Source organism: Pseudomonas putida (assembly GCF_005080685.1).
GTDB lineage: Bacteria > Pseudomonadota > Gammaproteobacteria > Pseudomonadales > Pseudomonadaceae > Aquipseudomonas > Aquipseudomonas putida_V.
The window spans coordinates 59,237-80,168 of sequence record NZ_CP039372.1; the positions used below are offsets into that span (position 1 = coordinate 59,237).

The following is a 20,932-nucleotide window of genomic DNA, read 5'->3' on the forward strand; positions in this document are numbered from 1 at the left end:
CCAAGTGGTCTTGATCAGTTAGGAACTTTGCCGAACTCGCTACCGCTGATACCCACTGTCTCGCCGGCAGTGGTCATCATGAAACCAGTGCCGCCCAGCGCTGCCCCGGCGAGCATCGGGCCCCAGATCTGCTTGCCAGTAATTCGCGAGTTCTCGTCGTTGGTTTTCTTCCACATGTTCATGCCACCGAAAGCAGCGCCGGCGAACCCAAGCGCCAGGAAAATTGGACCAAGGCTCTCTTTGATGGAGTCGCCCTGTTCACTGCCCTTCTCAGCCATACCGGCGAGACCGTCGGCATAAGCGGTTTTGGTGACCAGCAACGTTGACATGGTGAGGCCGGCAGTCATGAGCATGAGGCCGCGCTGCATGGGGTTGGCTTTGTATTCCTCAGCTTTGGTCAACAGGCGGATATGGCCACGACGCACAGCATCAACTGCAAACTCGATAGGGTTAAATTTCATGATGACGCTCCTTGTTTTGTTACCAGTAGAGTTGGAAGGTGGCCTGGAAGGCCTCGATCACCTTGTCGACATGTGTCAACGCAGCGCCGAAAATCATGTGGGTTAGGCCGCGCCAAATGGCGTCGTCGCCCCCCTGTGAGCTTTCTCCCTCTAGTGCTGCTTTCTTCATCAGCAGCAGCCCTTTGAAGAAGAAGCAACCGCCTGCAAATGAAGCAAGGGTCAGCACCGCGTTTACAGCATCCTTAAACCTGCCAAAGCTATCGGCTCCGCTGTAGGAAATGGCCCCGTAGGTGGTAGAGCCGCTACCAAAGCTCGTCCAAGTTGTGCTGATCATCCCGGACATGTTGAACAGAGCAGCGCCAATCACGAGCACTGCGAATGTGCTGCCGAGCGTGATTGGACGGTGGCCAGGTTCAATGGTGGCAAGCTGCATCCGACGCAGCACGGTCCCGGCGTAAACCATCCCGGCGAGAGCGCTCAAGGACCAGAGCAACCCCCACAGAACGGCGACCAATGAGTTGGCCGCCGAGATGATCATGCTTGCCAGATCCATATTCGGTTCCTTAGCGGATCACGCCACGAGAAGTGGTGACTCGACGTGCCACAGGGTCAATCCCCGTGATCTTCACGCCGTCTACGAGATCGCCTACCTGGACTACGAAAGTTTTTTCTCCGTGCTGAATCCAGGCTTGGTCTGAGTAAACGGTATTCAGGGTGTAGCCAGCCATTGCCGATGGTTGGCTCACCTGAGCTTGACGGCGTACAGCGGGGGAATGGACAACTTTCTTGCCCGCATCAGCTTTGTCCGATTCGAGAAGAGCGACCTTTGCTTCTAATTCGCTGATGGTTTTTTGCAGACCGACCACTACACCGCTCAGGCTCCCCACTTGCTCATTGAGGCCTTTCAGTTGTTCGGCAGATAGAGCGGACTGTTCCGGACTCGCTGCCGGTACCACTGCCTCTTGAGGCTCCGGTTCAGGGGCCGTCAAAACGTTGTTCACAGCGGCTTGTTGCACTGGAGTGGGCTGCTGTTGCGCGCTGGTTTGATGTTTCGGAAACAGCTTGGGCACCATCACGAAGAGGACTGCCAGCACTACTGCCAGTACCAAGAAATGCCAGCCCTCAATCCGGTTGACGAAATTGAAGATGCGCTTCTTGCGGTCGCCCTGGATCGCGTTAGCTGGAGATGTTTTCTTTGACGGCTCTTCGGCTTTCGGCGCCTCAACCGGTTTACCCGACTGAGCGCCAGTTTTGAAAATGTCCAACTCTTCCGCTGCTTGTGTAGTCATGTGAAAGTCCTCTGCCCTAACTCAGTAGCGAGTGGGATCGACGATGGTTGGCTGGCCCATGTACTGCTGGCCATATCCTGGCGAGACACCCTGGTACCCACCGAACCCGTTCGAGTTAGTAGCACCTGCGGCATTTGGTGAGAGGCGATACTGCTGCTGAGGCTGGCCACCTGGTTGGCCGAGGGTATTCAGCTCGGCTTTCTGGTTCGCCATCAGCGCGTCCTTTTCTAACTGGTCACTGGCCAGCACTGGTCCAACGAATTGAACACCGATCGTGGAGTTGATTGGACGGATCACTTGTTTCTGCGGCATGTTGGCGGCGTCATTGGCCAGCACCTGCCCGGCCTGTTGGCCGATACCGCCGGCAAAGGTGCCCGCGACGGCTTGACCACTAGGCGTCGTTGGATATGTCTGAATCACGGCGCCTTCGCTCGTGATGATGTTCTCCGAGGCGGAGCGCTCGTACAGCTGACCAGTTTTGCCGATCGCCAGAGCCAGGGCAGGGAGAATGATTCGGCTGAAATAGCGGTTGTTCACATCACCCGACAGCGCCGTACGCATGCTTTCAGGATCAACCGCTTTGGCTGTGATCTTGTAGCTACGGCCCTTCCACTCCATGTAGGTAAAGGTCATATCAATGGTTTCGTTGAGGCGCTTGTAGCCCATCGCGAACACCCTGGCGCCTGCGAGTCGGCCACCCGGGATCTCAGCTGTAACCATCGAGTTTTCGTCAGTGTCGAGCTCGGTTTTAAGCAGCGCAGGCGTGAGGAAGAAACCGTCCACGACAACCTGGTCCTGTGCCTTGCCAGCACGCGAGTTCGTAGATTGCGCAGTGCTCGCGGTACCAGCAGCACCTCCTGCGCTAGTCAGGGACGCGGGTTTGATAGACTGCGAGTACGCCTGTTCCTGGGTCGTGGTGCCGGTCCCATGGGTTTTCACCGTCCAGCCGGTCATGAAGGCACCCACCTGATTCGCGACAAGCTTGTCCATTTCTTTGTTGCGCTCGACGGGCTGTTGGGGCTGTGCCGCGGCTTGGTAGTAATAGTTGACCTGAGGCTGCTGCTGGCCCGAACCTGCCTTATCCGCAGTTCCCGCAGGGTTCGCTTGGGCGGTTGACATGACGGACATGTAGGACTGCCCGTTGGACTCTGCCTGCTTGGCGTTGTTGTGGTTGTATTTCTCCAAGACCCGGCGATAGGCCTCACTCTCTTCAGTGGTGCCCCCCTTGCCATCACCGTTGATTACCCCGAGGTTGGAGCTGGTTTGATGGCGGCTATTGAGCCAGGTGTAACCGGCATAGCCGAGGGCTGCGACAGCAATTACTGCCGCGAGGATGGTTACCTTGGTCTGCCTTCCAATGTCAGCTTGAGTGCTCATGCGCTACCTCAGTAAATGTCGAGTTGGAGGGTGACTTTTTGACCCATCTGGGAGAGGGTGATGAAGGGAGTCACGGGTAAGCGGTACACACGAGTACCGTCGCCGGCAGCGAGGGTGTTATCGAATGCAGTTTGAAAATCCTGGCGAGTACGGACGTAGAGATTTCCGTCGTATTGCCAGATCTGGGTATGCGAAGGCACTGCGCCTTGCGCCTTCACCTGTTTGGCGTCTTTTGGTGGAATCCCATCCAGAAAGGCCTGCAGGAGGTCGTCGTAGAGGGCAATCTTCCCCGGGCCCATCACAGCCGCCTTGGCCAGCGGGCCACGGCCTGGAACACGCAGATCAAGCCGAGCGTCATACACACGGGCTCGGTCCTTCTTCCCATCGGGTTCGCCACTGACGATTTTGACGATCACCGGTGTTGTAGCCCCTTCCAAGTACAGAGCTAGGCTGCCGGTCTCGTAAGCCGATGGAGTCGACACCACTACTGTATGGGTACCCTGCAGCCATTCCGCGCTATAGAGATCGGGGTTGGAAACACGAGGCGTAGCGGCCAGCGGCCACGGAGCTCCCGTTGAGTCCAGCACGATGAGGTTGGACAGCTCACCGGGAACCACGCGCAACACAGGCATCGACGCGCCAGGGCTCAAATCAACCGATACGCTGGAAATACGGGGGATTCCCCGTACTGGCTGCCAGGCCTTCGCCTTTCGCGTGTTCTCCAACGCCTGACGCATTTGCTTGATTTGCTCAGGGGTGAATGGCTGAGCGACCTCCATCGCCTCGTCGAAATGATCATTTTCAGGCGGGTTCAGGGGAGGCAGTGGAGCTGTACCGTTTTGCTGTTGAGGATCTCCAGCGGGTTGCCCTGCCACGGCGTAATTTGCTGGCCCGTAGTTGGTCTGTGGGAAAGCATTCTGCATCTGAGGATTCACGCCAGGCTGTGGAGCACCTGGCGCGGCGGGAAAGCCCGACTGCCTGCTAGGACCTTCAACCCGGACCCATTGCCCCCCGTTCGGCGCTTGAATGGGCTGCTGTTGGCCTTGCGTGGGTTGGCCTTGAGGTTGGGCTTGCGCACCATTGCCTTGTTGCTCTGCCTTAGCCGTGCCGATCGCTAGCGTCAAGACTGACGCGACGAAGACTGATTTCATCATCATGGGTTCCTCCTTACCGGGGCGTGGTGACAATGCCGTCCAGCCCTACGCCCACGATGGAATCCAGTGTGGGAATACGTGCGACAGGCACTTTGGCGATGAATCGCTTGGGTTGAAGGTCGGTGGTTTGGCCGACCAGCTTGATCTCGATCGGAACTTCGATATGGCGGACGAAAACACCGTCAACAATCTCGGATTTCACTAGCACGCCGGTTTCAGTGGTAACCGTCATGTTCATGCGCTTGGATTTAACGAGGTCCAGGTAGCCTGCTGACTGCAGCTGCTCCAAATACTGTGCAAACCCGCGCTTGGTCCAATCGCCACGTACGTCTTCAAGCTGTTGCCTGTAGTCGGTGAAGTTGATCGTCATCGAGCGGTTCAGCGCATCCCGTGCGAATTGAATCGCCTCGGCGTCGGTGATGTACGGCTCTTCAAGAGGAACCAGCCTGACGATCCGGAGGCCGTCGGCTGCGAAGTACACGTAGTGGGGGTGCATCACAAACCAGCCGAACACACAGTTCAGGCCTATCGAAATTGCAAGTCCCCAAGACAGGACCAGGTTTGATTTGACGATGCTGGACGTATGGCTGGCCAACTGCTTGCGATCTTCCAGATCACGTGCAACTGGATCGACTGCATCCTGGTTTTGATGCAGTTTTTCAGCGATTTCTATCAGCTCTTGTTCGTATGCTGCACGTCCGAGATCCTCCCTCGATCCAGGATGTTCGAGATGCGGCGCTGCTGCGTCCCTGATGTTGGTCATGTCTGGCCCTCCGTTTTCCGTATTCTAACCATGATGCGGAATCGGTCAACACAAAAAAACTTTTTGCCTGACCCGTAATAACGGGGGCCGTATGCTTTCTAGTTTTACGGCATACCTACAATACGAAATTGCCAGTAATGGCATTGTGATTTCATTACGACTCGTACTTCACCGATATTTTCTGGTATGGGTCGTATTTCACCGATGAAATGTGCGCAGGATTTGGCCTTCAACCCCCCCAAAACAGGGGCTTGCAGGTCAAATTTCGGGTGATCAAAACCCGCCCTGGGGCAGTGGCCTGCATTCGTACATCACCGATGCCAGTCGTATATCGCCGATGCTGTTTTTTTTCACTTGCTGTGGCTCGTATATCGCCGATTTTTCGGTTCGTACATCACCGACAGTTACGTCGTATATCGCCGATGCGAAATTTCGTATTTCACCGACGTACGAAGCGTTCGGATCCCCCGACATACAAGGGCAGTCGTGGGGAGGGGGTTCGGGATCAATGCGGCTACCCGCTTAGACAACGCAGCCCATTCTAATTAGAAAAACGGTTCTGAAATTTGGAGGGAACCCAGTAAATACGCGGGTTTCAGCGGGTTGACGGGGCGAAACTGAGCCTCTAGCCTTCGCCAAAACTTGCTCAACGAATGCCACTTTTTAGGAAGGTTTTATCGAAAGGTCGAGCGATTAAAAGAGGGATCCGGCCACCGTTGCCGGGCAAAAAAAAAGAGCCCACACATCTGGTCCTGGCAGATCGATGACGTGAGGGCCCCTTTCAGGTAATTCGAGTATGGACACCTGCACTCTGCTGCGCAATACGCGGCACGGGTTAATTCGCCCTGAATTTGTCAGCTTCTTCATTGAGGCCTGCTTGTGAGCAACCTCATCACGGCAGCTTCGACGGCGCCTGCGCACCCGGGTTATTACCAGCCGGCGTCAGCGATGAGCCGTATCCTCGAAGAGGCTTCTTATCTCGCACGCTGCAGTGACAATAAAACGGCGATGAGAGTACGGCCGCGTGAATACGCGATCCGCTACCCCTACATGCAGGTGAATCGTCCTGGCCGTGTGTCATGGCTCGTTTTCGATCTCGACCATACCAACTCCCTGATTTGGGAGGAGCATGGGCTTCCCCCCCCCAACTTCATTGTCCGTAACCGAAACTCAGGCAACTCGCACCTCTATTATGCGATTGCTCCGGTGTGTACCACCGAGCGAGCCCGTGAAAAGCCGATCCTGTACATGAAGGCTGTCTACGACAGCATGGCCGCACTGCTCAAGGCTGACCCCGATTACCACAGTGGTCCAGTTGCCAAGACACCAGGTCATCCTTGGTGGATCACCACCGAGCTGCACAATCATGTCTACGACTTGGGCGATCTGGCTGAAGAACTCGACTTGGCCAGGCCGATGCCTTTGTGGTCCAAAGGACCCGACATGGATGCAGTGTCCCACTCCAGGCATTGCACCTTGTTCGAACGTGTCCGTTTCTACGCATACAGCATCGTCAATGCTGAGCGAGCTGGAGGTTACTTCGAGTCGTTTTACTCTCGGGTCCTTGCGCAATGTCACAACGACAACCGTTTTCGCACGCGAGAACGTTGCAACGACCTGCCCTTGTCATCAGTGCGCGCCACGGCTAAATCGATTGCCCGATGGACCTGGTCCCATTACCGCGGAAGTGGTGACTATCACCGTGGTGTGATGGAGCTTGATCGATCGCTGCCACTCGAGGAGCGCCAGAGCCTCGCCGCCAAACGGACCCATGCAGTCAGGCAAAACCAGACCGCAAACAAGATCCGTGGGGCTTGCCGGCAGTTGATCGCTAAAGGGTCTCATCTTACCTACACCGCTATCGCCCTGACTGCAGGCGTCTCTCGCCAAACCGTGGCCAAGTACAAGGCGGTCATCACAGAAGCACAGTCGCCGTCGGTTGTTCCCCTTCGCCCTAAGCAGACCCCCCAGACCACCCCAGCAGCACAACCAGCCGGTCCAAACCATGGGGCTGAGCCAATTAAACCTGGTGTAAAGGATGCTGTATATCAGGTACCTGCCCCTACCGGGGCTGCTTTGCTTCCGCCTTTGCCTGATTAGTTATTCAGATGGTGGGTGTGCATGGGGAGTGATTCGACACACTGAACCTCCAGCCTGCTCTACATAACCTGCTCTCCTCCGTGCCACCTTCATTCCATCCTTGAATATCTCCGTTAGGTGCGGTGCCGCTCTTGTTAATGGGCGTGCTCCTACGTGGAATCTGGTGCATCTCACCCTTACGAATCGCTCAGATTGCAGCGTAGAGCGCCCTCTTTATTTCTGAGATGGACTTTGAGCTGGCATTTGTCAGGGATTGCCAGGTTGCTGCCTCGATCACGGACAGCGTGGTTAATCGGAAACCTTGCGGAATGTGTGGGTTCTTGGGCGGATGATCATTGACGTGGCCGGCGTCGTGACGAATCAGATTCGAGCGGAAATAACCCAAGAGGATTTCGAATCGGTCGTGACGGCAAGCTTCCAGTCACCTTCCAGGCCCAGGAGTGCCTTCACATGTACGACCGAATCATTCAACTGCTCATGCTGGCCGTTGCGACGACTAGCTTGATCATCACGTTGTTGCCTCCCCCTGCACCTATCTCCATTCCCAGAACCCTCTACGCGGGCATTAGCCCCGTTGCCGCCCAGGTATCGGCTCGCCCCGCCTATCCGCCGTGTGTCTGAGATCAGAGGGGAGCAGTGTTTCAGCACACGTAAGCTGGGCTTTCTTCTTAGGAGATCCATTGCATAAGAATAATAAGAAGAATATTATTATTCTTATGGTATTTTCCTCTTGGAGCTGAGAATGGAACTGTCACCCGTTAACCCCGACGTTCGCGCACGGATCATTAGCGCGATCGAAGAGCTGTATGACCAGTTGGGTCGCGCCGATAAGTTCCCGACTGTGAGCGATGTCCGGGGTCGGGCGCGGGCTGACATGAATACTTGCTCAGCGGTATTCAAGGAATGGAAGCGGCAGCAGACCGCCAAGCCCGCTCTTGTCGCAGTGGCAGTGCCGGATCAAGTGAAGTCAGCCCACCTTGAGGCAGTCGGCATTGTTTGGACCGCCGCGCAGGAGCAAGCTAATGCCAGCCTTCGAGAAGCGGAGGCTAAATGGGAGCTGGAGCGCGGCGACAATGAGACTATGCGCCGCGAGCTTGCGGAGGCGTATGAGGGGGCAGTGGCTGAAGCTGAGCAGGCCCGCAGCTCGCATGCCGAGGTCCAGCGATCCAATGATTTGCTTACGCAACAAAACCAGCAGCTTTCCCAGCAGTTGGCAGAGGCGCGCGAGAGTCTTGCCGAACAGACCACCCGAGCAGTTGAGATCGAACGTAGAGCAAACGACCTTAAAGACGAGCTGCGGGTTGCCCACGAGGAGACCGCTGCAGTGAGGCAGGAGCTTTCTCAATCGCGTATCAGCCACCTGGCAGAGCTGGATCAGCAGAAAGGTGTTGCCGCCGAGCAGATCGAGCGCCTGAACGAGAATTTGGTTACGGCCAGGGCTCGCCTTGAGTCTGTAACTGAGCAGGCCGAGGAGCGCCAAATGGCACTGGGTGATACACAGGTGAAGCTTGCCCAGGCCCAGGCTCAAGCTGAGGCAGCAAATGAAGAATTGGTGCGAGTGCGTGCGGCACTCGATGTCAAACAGCAACAGGCTGATGGCCTGCAGTTGCAGGTTGCCACACTAGGTGCTCAACATGCAGAACTGCAGCGGTCGCATACTACGTTGCAGGCTGATGCAGAAAAGTGGCGTCAAGCTGCAGATGAGAACTCCCGCGAGCTGGCCAAGACTACCGGTGGCCTCCAAGAGGTGCTGCGGCAGAACAGCGAGCTTATGACTCGCTTGAGCCCGACCAAAAGCCGGCATAGCAGTGCGACGGAGAAGCCTTCTGCCGGCAAACCTGATGAACCCAAGTAAGGATGCCCGGAAGGCGACCTTGAAAAATGGACTTACAGGGAAGTGAACACAGCATGAAAACGTCTACAAAGTTGATCCTGATCGGCACGTTCCTCATCGTCGGATATGGGCAGCAGAGGTACGAAAAGACAGCTGACCAGGCTGCGTATGAGGCGGAGTGCGCGGCGATAGCGGCTAACCCAAATCACCCCGCATCGCCGTGCGTGACTCCGAAGCGACCCGATCACCCGTTACCTGCACGCGGGTAGCGAATTGGAAACCCTTGTTGATGGAGGTTTTTATGACTCGTTCAGCAGCAATCATTGAACGGTTGACGACCGAAGAAGCCGAGCATCCCGGGCTCCCGCATTACGACTGCAAACCTGATGTATCGTGCTGGCCACTACAACCTGATGACGTCAAAACCGCGGGGTATTGGAAGAAGGAAGGTCGACGCGTCCCCAAGGGGGCGGATCCAGTTGCATTTGTGATCAGTGGCCAAGGCAGCTCTTTCCATGGGATCAAGCTGCTTACCCGCTGGATGCCCGCCTATCACCATAACCAGACTCTGCCGGTGAAGGCCAAGGCTAAGGCTGAATGATGAAAAAGGGGCCGCGCAATCGGCCCTCGGGGTTTCAGGCACTGACCGACCCCTCCTCCCTCCCTCCCCTCCTCTTACCAGCCCCGAGCTGGACCCGAAATTCAACTACCTAAGTTGATATCAACTGCGTTTGCACCAGGTGTCCGTGGTGAAATCTATTTGCTCTTTGCGTACGTACGTACGTATGTTATTCTTTGTTTTGAAGCGTTCCTGCTTCCCCGGCGGCTACCGGGTTGAATTTCTCTAGGAGTGCAGAAGATGAATCCTGTGCAAATGGGCTTGAGTTTTGATGAAACTGTCGCTGAAGCTGCTTTCGGCGGTAGCGAGAGCTGGTGCTCGCCTGAATATACCCATGATGCCTATAAGGCGATGCTTGACACTGCAGCTGCCCGATTGCATGACGTACCCGCCGAAGTCCGACCGCTGTTCGAGCAGAGCATCGAATCATGTCTTCAAGCATTGCTTCAGGAAAAGCGCTGCGGTACCGACACCGTTCAAACTGGCTCGTTTATGTGGCGATCGGCATTGCCTGTGTCCATGGACCAATGGGCGGATTTGTCATTCCTTGCAGACGCTGGTGGTGTGAATGGTTGCCGTTTCAAGCAGCGCCGCGCACCGCGCTCGCAAACCTTGGGCATCCATGTTCCTGGCGTCGGCTCAATAGTCGTGCAGGCCTGGCTGAAAAGCGCTGAACAGCGTTGCTGGTGTGAGTTCGTACCGTGGGAGTCGAGTTTCTTTCGGGCCAGTCATCGTGACGTTGTCCACCTGCATAAGCTTGACTCTCACCGCTGGGATGGTGCTGTTTGCCCTGCAGCGTTCGCAGAGGCGGGCGACAAGGTCCCGACTGTTCCAACGGTGAAGGTTAATGGCCGACAATTTGTGATCATGGGCGCTTCATATTCCCGTGAGTTTCGGGATAGCCATGGTTGGACGTTCGTTCGGCATTGTGACTGGCCGATGCAGACTTACAGCTATGCGGAGCTGTGCAAATTGTGGGATGCAGGTGTCCTGGAGCGAGGCGATTGCCGCGGCTTAATGGCCAAGGTGCAGGGGGAGCTGTGTGTAATGGCTGAGATGGTCATGCTCTACGACGATAAAGTCTTGCCGTAAGCAGAGCGAAGCCCGGTCGGCGGCTACCGGTTCCGGGCTTCTACCAGAAATGAACTCGTCTAGGAGCGTCTGGGTTCGCACATGATAACGACTGCAACCAGGTACCTCAACCGACCCTATTACGCTAGATGGGAACGTGGTGCGCGTTTCTACGAGCTGCGGATCCTCGTCGATCTGATTGGTCACACCGTGGCAATGCGGAACTGGGGAATCTCTGGAGAGCACGGTGTCGGTGAAATACGAACCGTATTGGCCTCGGATGAGGCCTGCACAAAACTGATACACAGGGTGAGTCGGCAGCTGCACAAGCGTTGCTATCTACCTGTGTACAATGGCGGGAACGCGTAATGATCGAGATGAAGATGGCCGATATGGCAGCGGAAGATGATAAGCCTCTCAAGAGAGGTCGAAAAGCGAACGTAGTACCCTACGTACAGACCGACATGTTCCAGGCGAACATTGTTGAATGGCCAGTTAAGGATGACCTGGCCAGCATGGAGTTTCCGCTTTTCAGCTTGTCGACCAAACCAGATACGAGCGTTCGTGAGTACAGCCAGCCCGGAACGAACAAGCGGGTACGCATCATCCCGCCAGTGATCGGTGCCGCCACCGTTTTCGACAAAGACCTATTGCTGTTCCTCGGATCGCAGATCATCGAGGCACGCAAAGCAGGGATGCCAATTTCCAAGCGCGTTAAGTTCGACACATACGATTTTTTGACAGGTACATCCCGCGATCCTGGTGGAAACGCGTATTCGAACGTCCTGGACATGCTTCGGCGATTAAAAGGGACTCAGCTCGAAACCAATATCGTTACTGGTGGTCAAGAGCAGACCAAGGGATTTGGCTGGATCGAGGACTACACCGTCACCAAGACCGCATCCAATGGCAAAGGCGTGTTGGAATGCGAAGTCGTGCTGTCAGAGTGGATCTACAACGCCTTCCTGCATTTTGAAGTGATGAGCATTGATCGGCGCTACTTTGGGCTGCGGATGCCTCTTGAACGGCGGTTATATGAACTCGCTCGTAAGCACTTGGGTAGCAAGATGATTTGGGCCGCGGACATTGTTGCGCTGCAGCAAAAATGTGGCTCAAAACAGAGCCTCACCCATTACAGAGCGGAGATCCGCAAGATTATTCAGCGAGACCTGTTGCCGGACTATCACATGGGGTTGGATACCAGTGTGAAGCCTCATCGGATCGTGTTCTACACGCGCGATGAGCAATCGCTCCTCGAGGAGCTGGCTGCCAAAGGGGAATTGGATTGGTTCGCTGCGCTTGAAAAGCGAGACATGGAGGGTTGAATGCCGGCGCGATCTAGGCTTGAGCAATACGATCATTTGATGGGGGAACGGACTGACCAGGCCATTGCTGAATTAGCTGACTGCAGCACGGAAGCTGTTCGGCGGCGCAGGCTCAAGATTGGCAAAGAACGATTTGCCCTCGCCGAGTCCACCCCCCCTGCCCTTCTCAAGTATCAATATCTTCTAGCAAAGCGCCCTGTGGCTGAAATCGCCGAGCTCGCTGGCGTATCGGCCTACTTCGTCATCAAGCGTATGAAGCAACTGGAGAAGCCCACCTTCAAGCGATCAGCAATCGCTAACTTCGACCATTTGCAGGGGGCGATGTCTGACCAGGCCTTGGCTGATCTTGCTGGCTGCTCAAAAGAGTGCGCACGGAGGCGTCGGCTCCAGCTAAATGTCTCAGCAAACCGCGACACCCGATAGAAAAACTAGCCGAGTCGTCGTATATCGCCGACAAATAGTGTTGTATGCGTACGTACATACGTATAGTGTGTGTAAGGAAACCCACCGAGTTGTGCCTGGCGGCTACCAGGCTAACCAAGCGTCTAGGAGCAATATCATGAAGCGCATTTCGCTATGGTCCGTTGATCGCGACGATACCCTCCACATCGATGATGAAATCAAAAAACTGGAAGAAGCCCATTCAGTAATGATCTCCGCGAATCGTGCCCTAGTAGAGGGCGATGATTTGGGCCTTACTCGTTTGGGATTCGATAGTGACCACATCGACGATCTGAAAGTGCGTCATTCCGAGGGTAAACCAGGCTTTCCTGCATATGTCTTGCGCAACCTCCAGGACACTATCCAACAGCTGTCCGACTTGAAGCGTGGCGCCAATGACGGCCGCGGTGCGAGGTTGGTTGAGCAGCAGTAAGGGGCTTAAATGATGCGTACGCATTGTACGTGCGTACGTATCTATAAATAAGCAAACGGTTTATCATTGTCGCGACTTCAATCCATATGGGGGCCTGTTCATGGCATCACGTAAAGACGCTGCGCCAGCACCTTCGCAACCTAAGCGGAGCGCCAAAACGATCACCATGCGCGACGACTACCATGAGCGCCTTCGCAAGCAGGCATTCGAACAAAACACTGCTATGTCATTCCTGATCGAGCAGGCACTTGAGATGATGTGGGGCATCGAGTCAACTCCACCCACGAAGTAACCCCTCAAAGCGGGTTCGCAATGAGCCCTGCTTAGCGCCTTTTTGCCACAAATCCCCTCCCCCTCCCCTTTCAGATGCTCTCAGCCTTCGCTTGCTGCGGCGTAGGCGCCTGCGCGAGTGCTTGGGCCGCTCATATCGTTGCTACTAGCAACACAATCGGCCAAAAGATTCAGGTTATCAGGCTAAAAAATGAAAATAACCTGAATTCCACGGTTTACAACAGGAGTTCAGGATCTATACTGAATGCAACAGCAAAACGGAGAAGTGCTATGAACTCGAATGTGGAAATGGTCGAAGATGTTGCAACCTACGTGGATTTCAATGAGTTGTTTTTCACGCCCCGTTTCGCCGCGGACTGCTTTGGCCTTACGACTCGGCGCCTGAAAGACATCGAAGAATCGAACAACATCGAGATCCGTCGTGTGCCGCGCGGAACCGTGACCTCCCGGGTTTATACGCCATCGGACCTTTTCGATTTGGCAGCACTTCGCCGTGAACTTGGTCACTTGAAGGGCTTGGCGCGCCAGGTGGTCATGTCCACCTACATCTCGAAGGGTGGCACCAACAAAACCACCACAGCGGTCGGCCAGGCCATTACCTGTTCTCTCGCCGGGTTGCGCGTTCTTTTGGTCGACAATGATCCCCAGGGTGATACGTCGAGCATGCTCGGCTACGACCCGGACGCTACTCCAGAAGATCTGCAGGAGCTTGGAATTCCTGCTGACCGCATCGTTGATGGTCACCTCGGCCACTTGATCAGCCCAATGCTTCGCATGCGTTCGTTCCAACCCAAAACGCTTGATGAAGTCATCAAGAAACCCTTTGGTGAAAATGGCCCCCACCTGATCCCAGCCGACGCATCGCTAGAAGACCTGGGCGTGGCGTTGGACGCAGCCAATAATTCGGATATGTGGTACGCGAAGTGGGTTGAAGATGGTAAAGCCGGCAAGATTTCAGGCTGCGACCTATCGCAATACGACGTCATCATTTTCGATAACGCCCCCGCAGGCTCGCGCCTGACCAAGAACTCGGTAGCGGCAAGCGATCTGCTCATGAGCCCAGTTCGAATGGACAAATTCTCATTCAAGGCGATCTTGCGACTGCATGACTGGTGCGCTGGTTTCGCACGCGAATACGGTTTCGCCCCTGAACTGGTAGCTGTGCCGACCATGTTTGCAAAGGGGCGTCCTCGGATGTTGAACAACCTGTACAGACTGAACCAGCTTTTCCCAGGTCGCGTGACAGAGGAAAAGATTTATCACTCTGCAGACTATGTGAACTCCCTCGATGACGGTGTCCCCCTGATGTTCTGGAAGGGTGCTAATCGGGACACCATCGACAACGCTCGCGCAGTGCATGCCGAGGTTCTGGAGAAGATCCGCCGTGTTGCTGCTCAGCCCCAAGAGTGAGTGTTGCTACTAGCAACAGGGCTCATATTCTCAAAGGTGTTGCTACTAGCAACACGCAACGATTTTGTTGCTAGTAGCAACAGCAGATTGGAGTGTTGCTAGTAGCAACACAGGAGGGTGATTAATGAAATCCACCGACTACCCAGGCAAGCCAAGCACGGCAATGGCATCACTGCGCAAGCCTACGGAAATGCCGCCAACCACAGGTAGCCGTGGCAGCAGGGCGGCGATGCTCCAGCAGGCCATGGGATCTGAGCATGAGACTGATAACAAGCATCTCATTGCTCAAGGCGCTCAAGAAGGTCAACTCATACTCAAGGACGAATGGCTCGAGGAGGTCCTGGTTGAGCAGATCGATCCCTCGCCGTATCAGCCAAGGATGTTCTTCGATCAAGCCAAGCTTGAAGAGCTCGCTGGCTCGATTGACTCTGTGGGCCTGGGTAAACCGATTACAATCCGGCCTGTAGGGGAGCGTTTCGAGCTTATCGGCGGTGAATGCCGATGGCGGGCTCACAAAATGCTGGGTCGCGACAAAATCATGGCTCATGTAAAGCCAATGTCAGACGACATGGCGATGCTTTTGGCAATCACCGACAACCTCCAAAATGAGCTCACTGATTACGAAAAAGCTGTGAGTTATCAGCGATACATGCTGAAAGGCGCTGATAAAAGCCAGCGGGCATTGGCTCGACGCCTTGGTGTAGATCACACAGTCGTGAACCGCTGCCTTGACCTTATTCAGCTGCCCGAACAGATCAAGGAAATTCTGGACACCAAACCCCATTTGATTACAGCGAACTATGCGAAAAAGTTTGTAGAGCATTCAAAGGCGGATGTGAACATCGTCCATCGCATTGTGATTCAAATGGCCGAGAAGGGGACTGGCCAGGAGGCCGCGCTTCGCATGATTGGGCAGAAGCTTGCTGCTTGTAGCGGTCCTAAGCCCATGATGGCAGAACCTCGGAAGCTGCAAGGGGTTGGCTCAGTTCGTTTGAATGGGCGCAAGCTTGAATTCAAGATCGATAAGGAAGTGGACCCTCAGAAAATCATGGACAAGCTCGCAGCTTTCCTTGATTCGATTGATGCTTCTGAATTTGCGACACAAGGCACGCGAAATTGAGCATGGCCAAGCCCGCCCCGATCGGGGTGGGTTCAATCAGCTAACGGAGCGAAACGCATGGGAATGCCTAGTGAACCACATCACGTCAGGTACGTTCTGAGCCTGGCTAGGCAATGTCCGTTTCCAGACTGGCTCTTGCTAGAGCTGCCAAGCGGCGAGTGGGGTGCATTCTGGCAAGCAGGGCTTGATGGAACATGGGCGACCGCTGTGTGGGAGGGGGATTTTACCGCGTGCTCGTTGGTGCATGCTGATAGACAAGTAGTGCTTAGCCACATGGAAAAGTACCAGACAATGTAACTCGGGCCAGCGTGGCATACTCGCATTAATATCATTGAATGCGTACGTACGTACGTGTAAAATGTTCTTGTGTTAGACATCCTGCAGGCGAGGCGGCTACCTCCCCTGCAGGCCCACCAGTCTAGGAGCAAGAGCATGAATGGTTTTTCTCCCGTCCGATCTTCCCCAAGCAGTGCCCCAGAGCATCAGCGCTCACTCACACCAATTCCAGTGAGCCAATTTGTGACCCCATATGCTTCAGTTCTTCAGCAAATGTCGGAGGAGGGCGTTCATCGCCTATTCACAGCCCCTTTGGCAAGAGAGGTTATCCGACTCAGCGCCAAGGCTCGGACTCACGGCATGCTGTCCCTGGACGATGCTGCTGATGTCATCAGCACCTGGAGACAAGAGGCTGTGTCTCAAGGTTCGACGGGCGATAACAGCGATAAAGTTGTGCTGTCGCTGTTTGATAAGAGCGGGCAATGGTCTGACCCTTGGGTTGAGGCCGGCTACCAGGTATACCGGTTTGATATTCAAGACAACCCAGAGCTGGGTGACGTCAGCAAATTCGACGTTGAGTTCTTCATGGAGTACTTCGGCGACTTCGAAGGGGCAGAGGTGTACGCGATCATCGCAGCTTGCCCTTGCACTGATTTTGCGAACTCAGGGGCAAGGCACTTTGCAGCCAAGGATCTCGATGGGCGCACTGCGGCCTCAATAGAGCTGGTTCATCAGACTCTGCGACTGGTCGAGTATTATCGGCCGTCGATCTGGGCGATTGAAAATCCAGTAGGTCGAATCGAGAAGCTAGCTGGTCTTCCACCGTGGCGCCTCAGCTTCAACCCCTGCGATCTCGGCGAGCCTTACACGAAGAAAACCCTCATATGGGGCCGCTTCAACGCAGACTTACCCGTTGCACCTGTCCATCCCACCGAGGGCTCAAAAATGCACACGCAGTACGGTGGGAGCAGCCTGGCCACGAAGAATGCACGTAGCGTGACACCAGCAGGATTTGCTTACGCCTTCTTCATGGCCAACAACGCCTATCACCATCCAGCCTTGGAAATTGCCGGGAAATATGACCGCATCGATCCTCGGCTCCTATCGATGGCCATTGAGAACGGTTTGAAGCTTCAAGATCTCTCCAACCTCTTGGACGATGCCTACTATGACTGCGATGACGATGCCGTGACCAAGCTGTTGAGTGACCTTCTGGTCGAAAAGTCCTTTTCGGTGGTCGAGTCCACCGGGCAATTGGCAATGCTGATCTAGGTAGACGCCTGATCCGCCTAGTGCGCCGGGCGGATCTTTCCAAGTGTTGCTAGTAGCAACAGCTGAATGTTGCTACTAGCAACAGCCTGAATGGCTGTTTTTACAGAGTGCGAAAGGGCAGGGCACAGGCCTTTTTTTGTATGCTATATTCTGTATTCAAGACATTATACGGAATTAGCAATATGTCACTTGAAACCTTCAACCACGACGAATTGCTCCAGGAAGTGAAATTGATCCTGGATGGCTCTCATCCCACCTACAAAGGCAGAGAAGGTGCCGGCCGGTTCCTGCGGGGTGTAGGCCGAGACTTCAATTCGGAAGAGTTTGCCAAAGATCTCGACCAGCACCGGGACGATTACGCCCAGCGGTTCGGACTGGACACACCCCAAATCGAATGGATCGCGCAACAGGTGAGGGCTGGGTGTGAAACCCCGGATCGTCCTCGCCGCCGTATGCGCTGAGATGTGCTTTGCAACCATTTCGAAACCCATGAAGGAGGTGCCTCGTGCTTCTACCTTTTGAGCTTGACCCGCAGATCATTCATCACATCATCTACAGCCAGGCCGGTTCCATCGGCAAGGCAGTGATCGAGTTGATCATGAACTCGGTTGACGCAAAGGCCACCACGGTGAGGCTCACCATGACCAAGGCTGGATTCGATTGCGTCGACGACGGTACCGGTTTTGCGAGCCGTGAGGATGTTGTGCGCTACTTCGGCCGATTCGGCACGCCGCATCAAGAAGGCGATGCGACTTACGGGCGGTTCCGTCTGGGGCGCGGCCAAATCATGGCGCATGCCAGGACTGAGTGGGTATCCAATCGCTGGTCGATGCAGGTTGATACTCGGGTCATGGGGTACAGCTACGAGCTTGAGGATCTCCAGGAACCGTCTAACGGGTGCAGTATCACCGGCACCTGGTACGAAGCCCTCAATGACCTTGAGCTGATGTCTGCGGTGCAGGAGATACGCGATTTGGTTCGTTACACGCCCATTAGCGTTGAGCTGAACGGGCGTGTCATTACGCGCAATCCGGCAAGTGAAAAATGGGATTTCGAGGACGACTTTGCTTACTACCGGGCCAAAGAAGAAGGCCCCGTCTCGATCTACAACCAAGGTGTGCTGATTCGACATGATTCTTCTCATGTCTGGGGAGCTGGAGGCCTGATCGTCTCGAAAAAGGCTATCAACCTTAACGTTTCCCGCACAGAAATCCTGCGCAAAACCTGCCCCGTATGGAAACCGATCGCCAAAGAGTTCAGGCGCCTGGCCGAGGCTGTATCGGCAAAGCTAGGGGATCACCGTAAGACCGAAGCCCGTCGGGAAAAATCGGCGCGATCGTTGCTCAGCGGTGACGAGAATATCTGTGAAGTGTTTGCAAAGGAGGAGGTGATCACGCTGCTCCCTGGCAAGCGGCACATCACGCTGATGGAGTTCCGACTCAAGGCATTCAACTGGCACAAGGGAACATACACCCTGATCGAGCATGGGGACGATATTCCCAAGGGCGAGGCTATTGCTCGTGAAGGTCTGATTCAAATTGTCCACCCTAAGACCTTGGAACGGTTCGGCTGCCACAATCACATCGATTTCGAGGAAGCGCTTGATCGCGCCCTTTGCAACGTCAGTGAGGCAGCACAGGCCTTCGAAGAACGCGGCGAACGTGCTCCATGGTTCTGGCGTGGAAAAGCGCTCGATGCGCCATCTCTGGCCGCATATTCCACGTTCCGAAATGCCTTCATCGAAAGAACGCAGATCGTTGACGACCGCCAAACGCTGGACAAGGAGACGCGCAGAGCGTGGACAGCGCTGCGGTGGTGCCTCCAGCACTATGCCGGCGCATGTATTGGGGCAGAACGATACAGGGATGGAACCCTTCGCCACGGCGAAAAGCGGATGCAAATCCTGCTGGGTGAATCGAACACTGCTGAGGCTTGGACAGATGGGCGAACCTACTTGGCTATCGGTAGCGATATTGTCAAACGGCTCAATAGCAAGCCACTAGAGACAGTTGCTTACATCTTCGGCCTGGTCGAACACGAAGTTGCTCACCAGGGCGACAGCATCGCATGTGGCCATGATGAGGCCTTCTATCAGCGTTACCACGATATCTCGATCCGAATGGCCCCCGAGCGTCAGCGGTTCATGCACAAATGGCTCATGAAATACACCATGAGCTTGGAGCGGGAAGGGCAGAAAAGCCGGGGCAGGGCATGGAGCGAGCGATATCTCGTCGACCGAGTAGGCAGCGGCCGTATGAAGCGCGGACTTTCCCCGGTCATTGAGGACGTGTCGGCAGATCCTATTGTCACCGAAGCCGTTCCAGAGCAAAGCATGGCGTTGCTGAATATCATCAACGCTTCATTGGTTCAGACAGGTGCATGCCCCGAGCCGCCGAACTGGGAGGCGGTTCGGGAGCAGGCGCGCATCGATCAACAGGCTGTTACTGAGCGTGCGCGTGATGCGCATGAAAAACGAAAAGCGGAAGACGCCGAGTTGGAGCGCTACATCAACAGCGTTGAAGACGACGCCGCCGCCGATGTGCAAAAACTCCTCGAGCTCGAAGCGGCAGAATTCCCCCAGGGCGTCCTGGCTTATCTGGTCAGTTCCATGGTGTATGGAGGGTACTCTGATGACGACATCAAACGCGCTTGGGCAAACAAGGAATGGGAACAGCAAGATCACCCAGGTGAGTATTACCACGAAGACTTCGACCCAGACGAACCTATCGATCCGGAGCTTGAAGCCGCTATGGAAGCAGAATTCGAACGCGAAATGGCGAAGGAAAAGCCGATCGCGGACGAGCTATGGCGCGTCGACGAGGATTGCCGCGAGTTCGTCTATGAAGGTGAGAATTTCTGGTTGCTTGAGCGTAATGCCGCAGCTGCTGGATTCAGTCGCGTCGAGACTTATTTGAAATGGCGGCACCAAGAGTCCGAGGCCTAGCGCGCCAGGTGGCTTGCTGGCCGGTGCTATCCAGCGCGACAAGTCACCCCGTCTACCACCGGCTCTACCAACAGTAATTGGCACGAGGTCGTGTCGAGAAGAGGAGAGACATCATGGCTCGAGGAGTAAACAAAGTCATTCTGGTCGGCACCTGTGGCCAGGATCCCGAAGTCCGCTACCTGCCTAATGGCAACGCCGTCACCAACCTTAGCTTGGCTACCAGCGAGCAGTGGAATGACAAGCAGTCGGGCCAAAAGGTCGAGCGTACCGAGTGGCACCGTGTGTCGCTGTTCGGTAAGGTAGCCGAAATCGCCGGAGAATATCTGCGCAAGGGTTCGCAGGTTTATATAGAAGGCAAACTGCAGACCCGGGAGTGGGAAAAGGACGGCATCAAACGCTACACCACCGAGATCATTGTCGACATCAACGGCACCATGCAGCTGCTCGGTGGCCGTCCGCAAGGCCAACAGCAGGGCGGCGATCAGCATTACCAGGCTGGCCACCAGCAAACACCACGTCAGCCGCCGCGCCGGGCTCCCGACCAACCAGCACCCCAACCGGAGCCTGACTTTGATAACTTTGATGACGATTTGCCGTTCTAGCCTTTAGGGTCTGCCGTTTCGCATTTAACCTGGCCCCTATTCAACTATCCGTTGAATAATCGCTCAGGGGTTGGTAGAGTTTGTCTTGAGGACTGCAAACGCGCATTTCCGGGCTTGGCTGTCCAGTATTGGCCCCCGGACTTTCGGCAG

The 20,932-nt window shown here is 55.2% G+C and carries 20 protein-coding genes; 13 read left to right on the forward strand and 7 right to left on the reverse strand.

Annotation, left to right across the window (positions count from 1 at the left end; translation table 11 throughout):
• Nucleotides 1-14 precede the first annotated feature (14 nt).
• Genes E6B08_RS30435 through E6B08_RS30460 form a run of 6 tightly spaced genes read right to left on the reverse strand, consistent with a single transcriptional unit; the run spans nucleotide 15 to nucleotide 5,044 of the window.
• Nucleotides 15-461 (reverse strand): DUF6750 family protein, encoded by a 447-nt coding sequence (locus tag E6B08_RS30435; protein ID WP_009682439.1) that lies wholly within the window; start codon nucleotides 459-461, stop codon nucleotides 15-17.
• 19 nt (nucleotides 462-480) lie between these two features.
• Nucleotides 481-1,014: a conjugal transfer protein TraQ gene (gene traQ / locus E6B08_RS30440; protein WP_009682438.1), complete on the reverse strand. Its 534-nt coding sequence runs from the start codon at nucleotides 1,012-1,014 to the stop codon at nucleotides 481-483.
• Between the two features lie 10 nt (nucleotides 1,015-1,024).
• Nucleotides 1,025-1,750, reverse strand: a complete 726-nt coding sequence (locus tag E6B08_RS30445) for a hypothetical protein (RefSeq protein ID WP_009682437.1) — start codon at nucleotides 1,748-1,750, stop codon at nucleotides 1,025-1,027.
• Between the two features lie 21 nt (nucleotides 1,751-1,771).
• Complete coding sequence (gene traO / locus E6B08_RS30450) at nucleotides 1,772-3,127, reverse strand: conjugal transfer protein TraO (RefSeq protein ID WP_023662978.1); 1,356 nt, start codon at nucleotides 3,125-3,127, stop codon at nucleotides 1,772-1,774.
• An 8-nt stretch (nucleotides 3,128-3,135) separates the two neighbouring features.
• Nucleotides 3,136-4,284 carry a DotH/IcmK family type IV secretion protein gene (locus E6B08_RS30455; protein ID WP_009682435.1) on the reverse strand — a complete coding sequence of 383 codons (1,149 nt, stop codon included), beginning with the start codon at nucleotides 4,282-4,284 and terminating at the stop codon, nucleotides 3,136-3,138.
• A gap of 10 nt (nucleotides 4,285-4,294) precedes the next feature.
• Nucleotides 4,295-5,044: a DotI/IcmL family type IV secretion protein gene (locus tag E6B08_RS30460; RefSeq protein WP_009682434.1), complete on the reverse strand. Its 750-nt coding sequence runs from the start codon at nucleotides 5,042-5,044 to the stop codon at nucleotides 4,295-4,297.
• 879 nt (nucleotides 5,045-5,923) lie between these two features.
• On the opposite strand from E6B08_RS30460, the gene E6B08_RS30465 reads away from it, so the two are divergent.
• The 11 genes from E6B08_RS30465 to E6B08_RS30520 all read left to right on the forward strand — a co-directional run bounded on the left by E6B08_RS30465 (nucleotide 5,924) and on the right by E6B08_RS30520 (nucleotide 17,236).
• Nucleotides 5,924-7,144, forward strand: a complete 1,221-nt coding sequence (locus E6B08_RS30465; protein ID WP_009682433.1) for a replication initiation protein — start codon at nucleotides 5,924-5,926, stop codon at nucleotides 7,142-7,144.
• A 742-nt stretch (nucleotides 7,145-7,886) separates the two neighbouring features.
• Nucleotides 7,887-8,999 carry a DNA-binding protein gene (locus E6B08_RS30470; protein ID WP_023662977.1) on the forward strand — a complete coding sequence of 371 codons (1,113 nt, stop codon included), beginning with the start codon at nucleotides 7,887-7,889 and terminating at the stop codon, nucleotides 8,997-8,999.
• Nucleotides 9,000-9,279: 280 nt separating this feature from the next.
• A complete protein-coding gene (locus E6B08_RS30475) occupies nucleotides 9,280-9,579 on the forward strand; it encodes a hypothetical protein (RefSeq protein ID WP_023662976.1) in 300 nt (99 codons plus the stop codon).
• 258 nt (nucleotides 9,580-9,837) lie between these two features.
• On the forward strand, nucleotides 9,838-10,689 hold the full coding sequence (locus tag E6B08_RS30480) for a hypothetical protein (protein WP_023662975.1): 852 nt from the start codon (nucleotides 9,838-9,840) through the stop codon (nucleotides 10,687-10,689).
• 347 nt (nucleotides 10,690-11,036) lie between these two features.
• Nucleotides 11,037-11,993 (forward strand): replication initiator protein A, encoded by a 957-nt coding sequence (locus E6B08_RS30490; protein ID WP_009682532.1) that lies wholly within the window; start codon nucleotides 11,037-11,039, stop codon nucleotides 11,991-11,993.
• Nucleotides 11,994-12,416 (forward strand): hypothetical protein, encoded by a 423-nt coding sequence (locus tag E6B08_RS30495; RefSeq protein WP_009682531.1) that lies wholly within the window; start codon nucleotides 11,994-11,996, stop codon nucleotides 12,414-12,416.
• A 136-nt stretch (nucleotides 12,417-12,552) separates the two neighbouring features.
• Nucleotides 12,553-12,867 carry a hypothetical protein gene (locus E6B08_RS30500; protein WP_009682530.1) on the forward strand — a complete coding sequence of 105 codons (315 nt, stop codon included), beginning with the start codon at nucleotides 12,553-12,555 and terminating at the stop codon, nucleotides 12,865-12,867.
• A 100-nt stretch (nucleotides 12,868-12,967) separates the two neighbouring features.
• On the forward strand, nucleotides 12,968-13,159 hold the full coding sequence (locus E6B08_RS30505; RefSeq protein WP_125854362.1) for a hypothetical protein: 192 nt from the start codon (nucleotides 12,968-12,970) through the stop codon (nucleotides 13,157-13,159).
• 269 nt (nucleotides 13,160-13,428) lie between these two features.
• Complete coding sequence (locus tag E6B08_RS30510; RefSeq protein ID WP_009682528.1) at nucleotides 13,429-14,568, forward strand: AAA family ATPase; 1,140 nt, start codon at nucleotides 13,429-13,431, stop codon at nucleotides 14,566-14,568.
• A gap of 124 nt (nucleotides 14,569-14,692) precedes the next feature.
• Nucleotides 14,693-15,688 carry a ParB/RepB/Spo0J family partition protein gene (locus E6B08_RS30515; RefSeq protein WP_009682527.1) on the forward strand — a complete coding sequence of 332 codons (996 nt, stop codon included), beginning with the start codon at nucleotides 14,693-14,695 and terminating at the stop codon, nucleotides 15,686-15,688.
• A gap of 636 nt (nucleotides 15,689-16,324) precedes the next feature.
• Nucleotides 16,325-17,236 (forward strand): DNA cytosine methyltransferase, encoded by a 912-nt coding sequence (locus tag E6B08_RS30520; RefSeq protein WP_228393790.1) that lies wholly within the window; start codon nucleotides 16,325-16,327, stop codon nucleotides 17,234-17,236.
• Nucleotides 17,237-17,421: 185 nt separating this feature from the next.
• Here the strand turns inward: E6B08_RS30520 and E6B08_RS30525 are convergent, their stop codons facing one another.
• Entirely contained in the window at nucleotides 17,422-17,727 is a 306-nt protein-coding gene (locus tag E6B08_RS30525; protein ID WP_009682525.1) for a hypothetical protein, read from the reverse strand.
• Nucleotides 17,728-17,741: 14 nt separating this feature from the next.
• Here E6B08_RS30525 and E6B08_RS30530 point away from each other — a divergent pair, with 14 nt between their 5' ends.
• Both E6B08_RS30530 and E6B08_RS30535 read left to right on the forward strand, forming a co-directional pair.
• A complete protein-coding gene (locus tag E6B08_RS30530) occupies nucleotides 17,742-20,180 on the forward strand; it encodes an ATP-binding protein (protein ID WP_009682524.1) in 2,439 nt (812 codons plus the stop codon).
• A gap of 113 nt (nucleotides 20,181-20,293) precedes the next feature.
• Nucleotides 20,294-20,782 (forward strand): single-stranded DNA-binding protein, encoded by a 489-nt coding sequence (locus E6B08_RS30535; protein ID WP_009682523.1) that lies wholly within the window; start codon nucleotides 20,294-20,296, stop codon nucleotides 20,780-20,782.
• The last annotated feature ends 150 nt before the right edge of the window (nucleotides 20,783-20,932 follow it).

Coding starts and splice junctions, on each gene's coding strand:
- E6B08_RS30525 (WP_009682525.1), bottom strand. CDS start 17,727: ATGGGTTTCGAAATGGTTGCAAAGCACATCTCAGCGCATACGGCGGCG.
- traQ (WP_009682438.1), bottom strand. CDS start 1,014: ATGGATCTGGCAAGCATGATCATCTCGGCGGCCAACTCATTGGTCGCC.
- E6B08_RS30520 (WP_228393790.1), top strand. CDS start 16,325: ATGCTGTCCCTGGACGATGCTGCTGATGTCATCAGCACCTGGAGACAA.
- E6B08_RS30455 (WP_009682435.1), bottom strand. CDS start 4,284: ATGATGATGAAATCAGTCTTCGTCGCGTCAGTCTTGACGCTAGCGATC.
- E6B08_RS30515 (WP_009682527.1), top strand. CDS start 14,693: ATGAAATCCACCGACTACCCAGGCAAGCCAAGCACGGCAATGGCATCA.
- E6B08_RS30435 (WP_009682439.1), bottom strand. CDS start 461: ATGAAATTTAACCCTATCGAGTTTGCAGTTGATGCTGTGCGTCGTGGC.
- E6B08_RS30475 (WP_023662976.1), top strand. CDS start 9,280: ATGACTCGTTCAGCAGCAATCATTGAACGGTTGACGACCGAAGAAGCC.
- E6B08_RS30500 (WP_009682530.1), top strand. CDS start 12,553: ATGAAGCGCATTTCGCTATGGTCCGTTGATCGCGACGATACCCTCCAC.
- E6B08_RS30470 (WP_023662977.1), top strand. CDS start 7,887: ATGGAACTGTCACCCGTTAACCCCGACGTTCGCGCACGGATCATTAGC.
- E6B08_RS30505 (WP_125854362.1), top strand. CDS start 12,968: ATGGCATCACGTAAAGACGCTGCGCCAGCACCTTCGCAACCTAAGCGG.
- E6B08_RS30480 (WP_023662975.1), top strand. CDS start 9,838: ATGAATCCTGTGCAAATGGGCTTGAGTTTTGATGAAACTGTCGCTGAA.
- E6B08_RS30445 (WP_009682437.1), bottom strand. CDS start 1,750: ATGACTACACAAGCAGCGGAAGAGTTGGACATTTTCAAAACTGGCGCT.
- traO (WP_023662978.1), bottom strand. CDS start 3,127: ATGAGCACTCAAGCTGACATTGGAAGGCAGACCAAGGTAACCATCCTC.
- E6B08_RS30490 (WP_009682532.1), top strand. CDS start 11,037: ATGATCGAGATGAAGATGGCCGATATGGCAGCGGAAGATGATAAGCCT.
- E6B08_RS30535 (WP_009682523.1), top strand. CDS start 20,294: ATGGCTCGAGGAGTAAACAAAGTCATTCTGGTCGGCACCTGTGGCCAG.
- E6B08_RS30510 (WP_009682528.1), top strand. CDS start 13,429: ATGAACTCGAATGTGGAAATGGTCGAAGATGTTGCAACCTACGTGGAT.
- E6B08_RS30460 (WP_009682434.1), bottom strand. CDS start 5,044: ATGACCAACATCAGGGACGCAGCAGCGCCGCATCTCGAACATCCTGGA.
- E6B08_RS30495 (WP_009682531.1), top strand. CDS start 11,994: ATGCCGGCGCGATCTAGGCTTGAGCAATACGATCATTTGATGGGGGAA.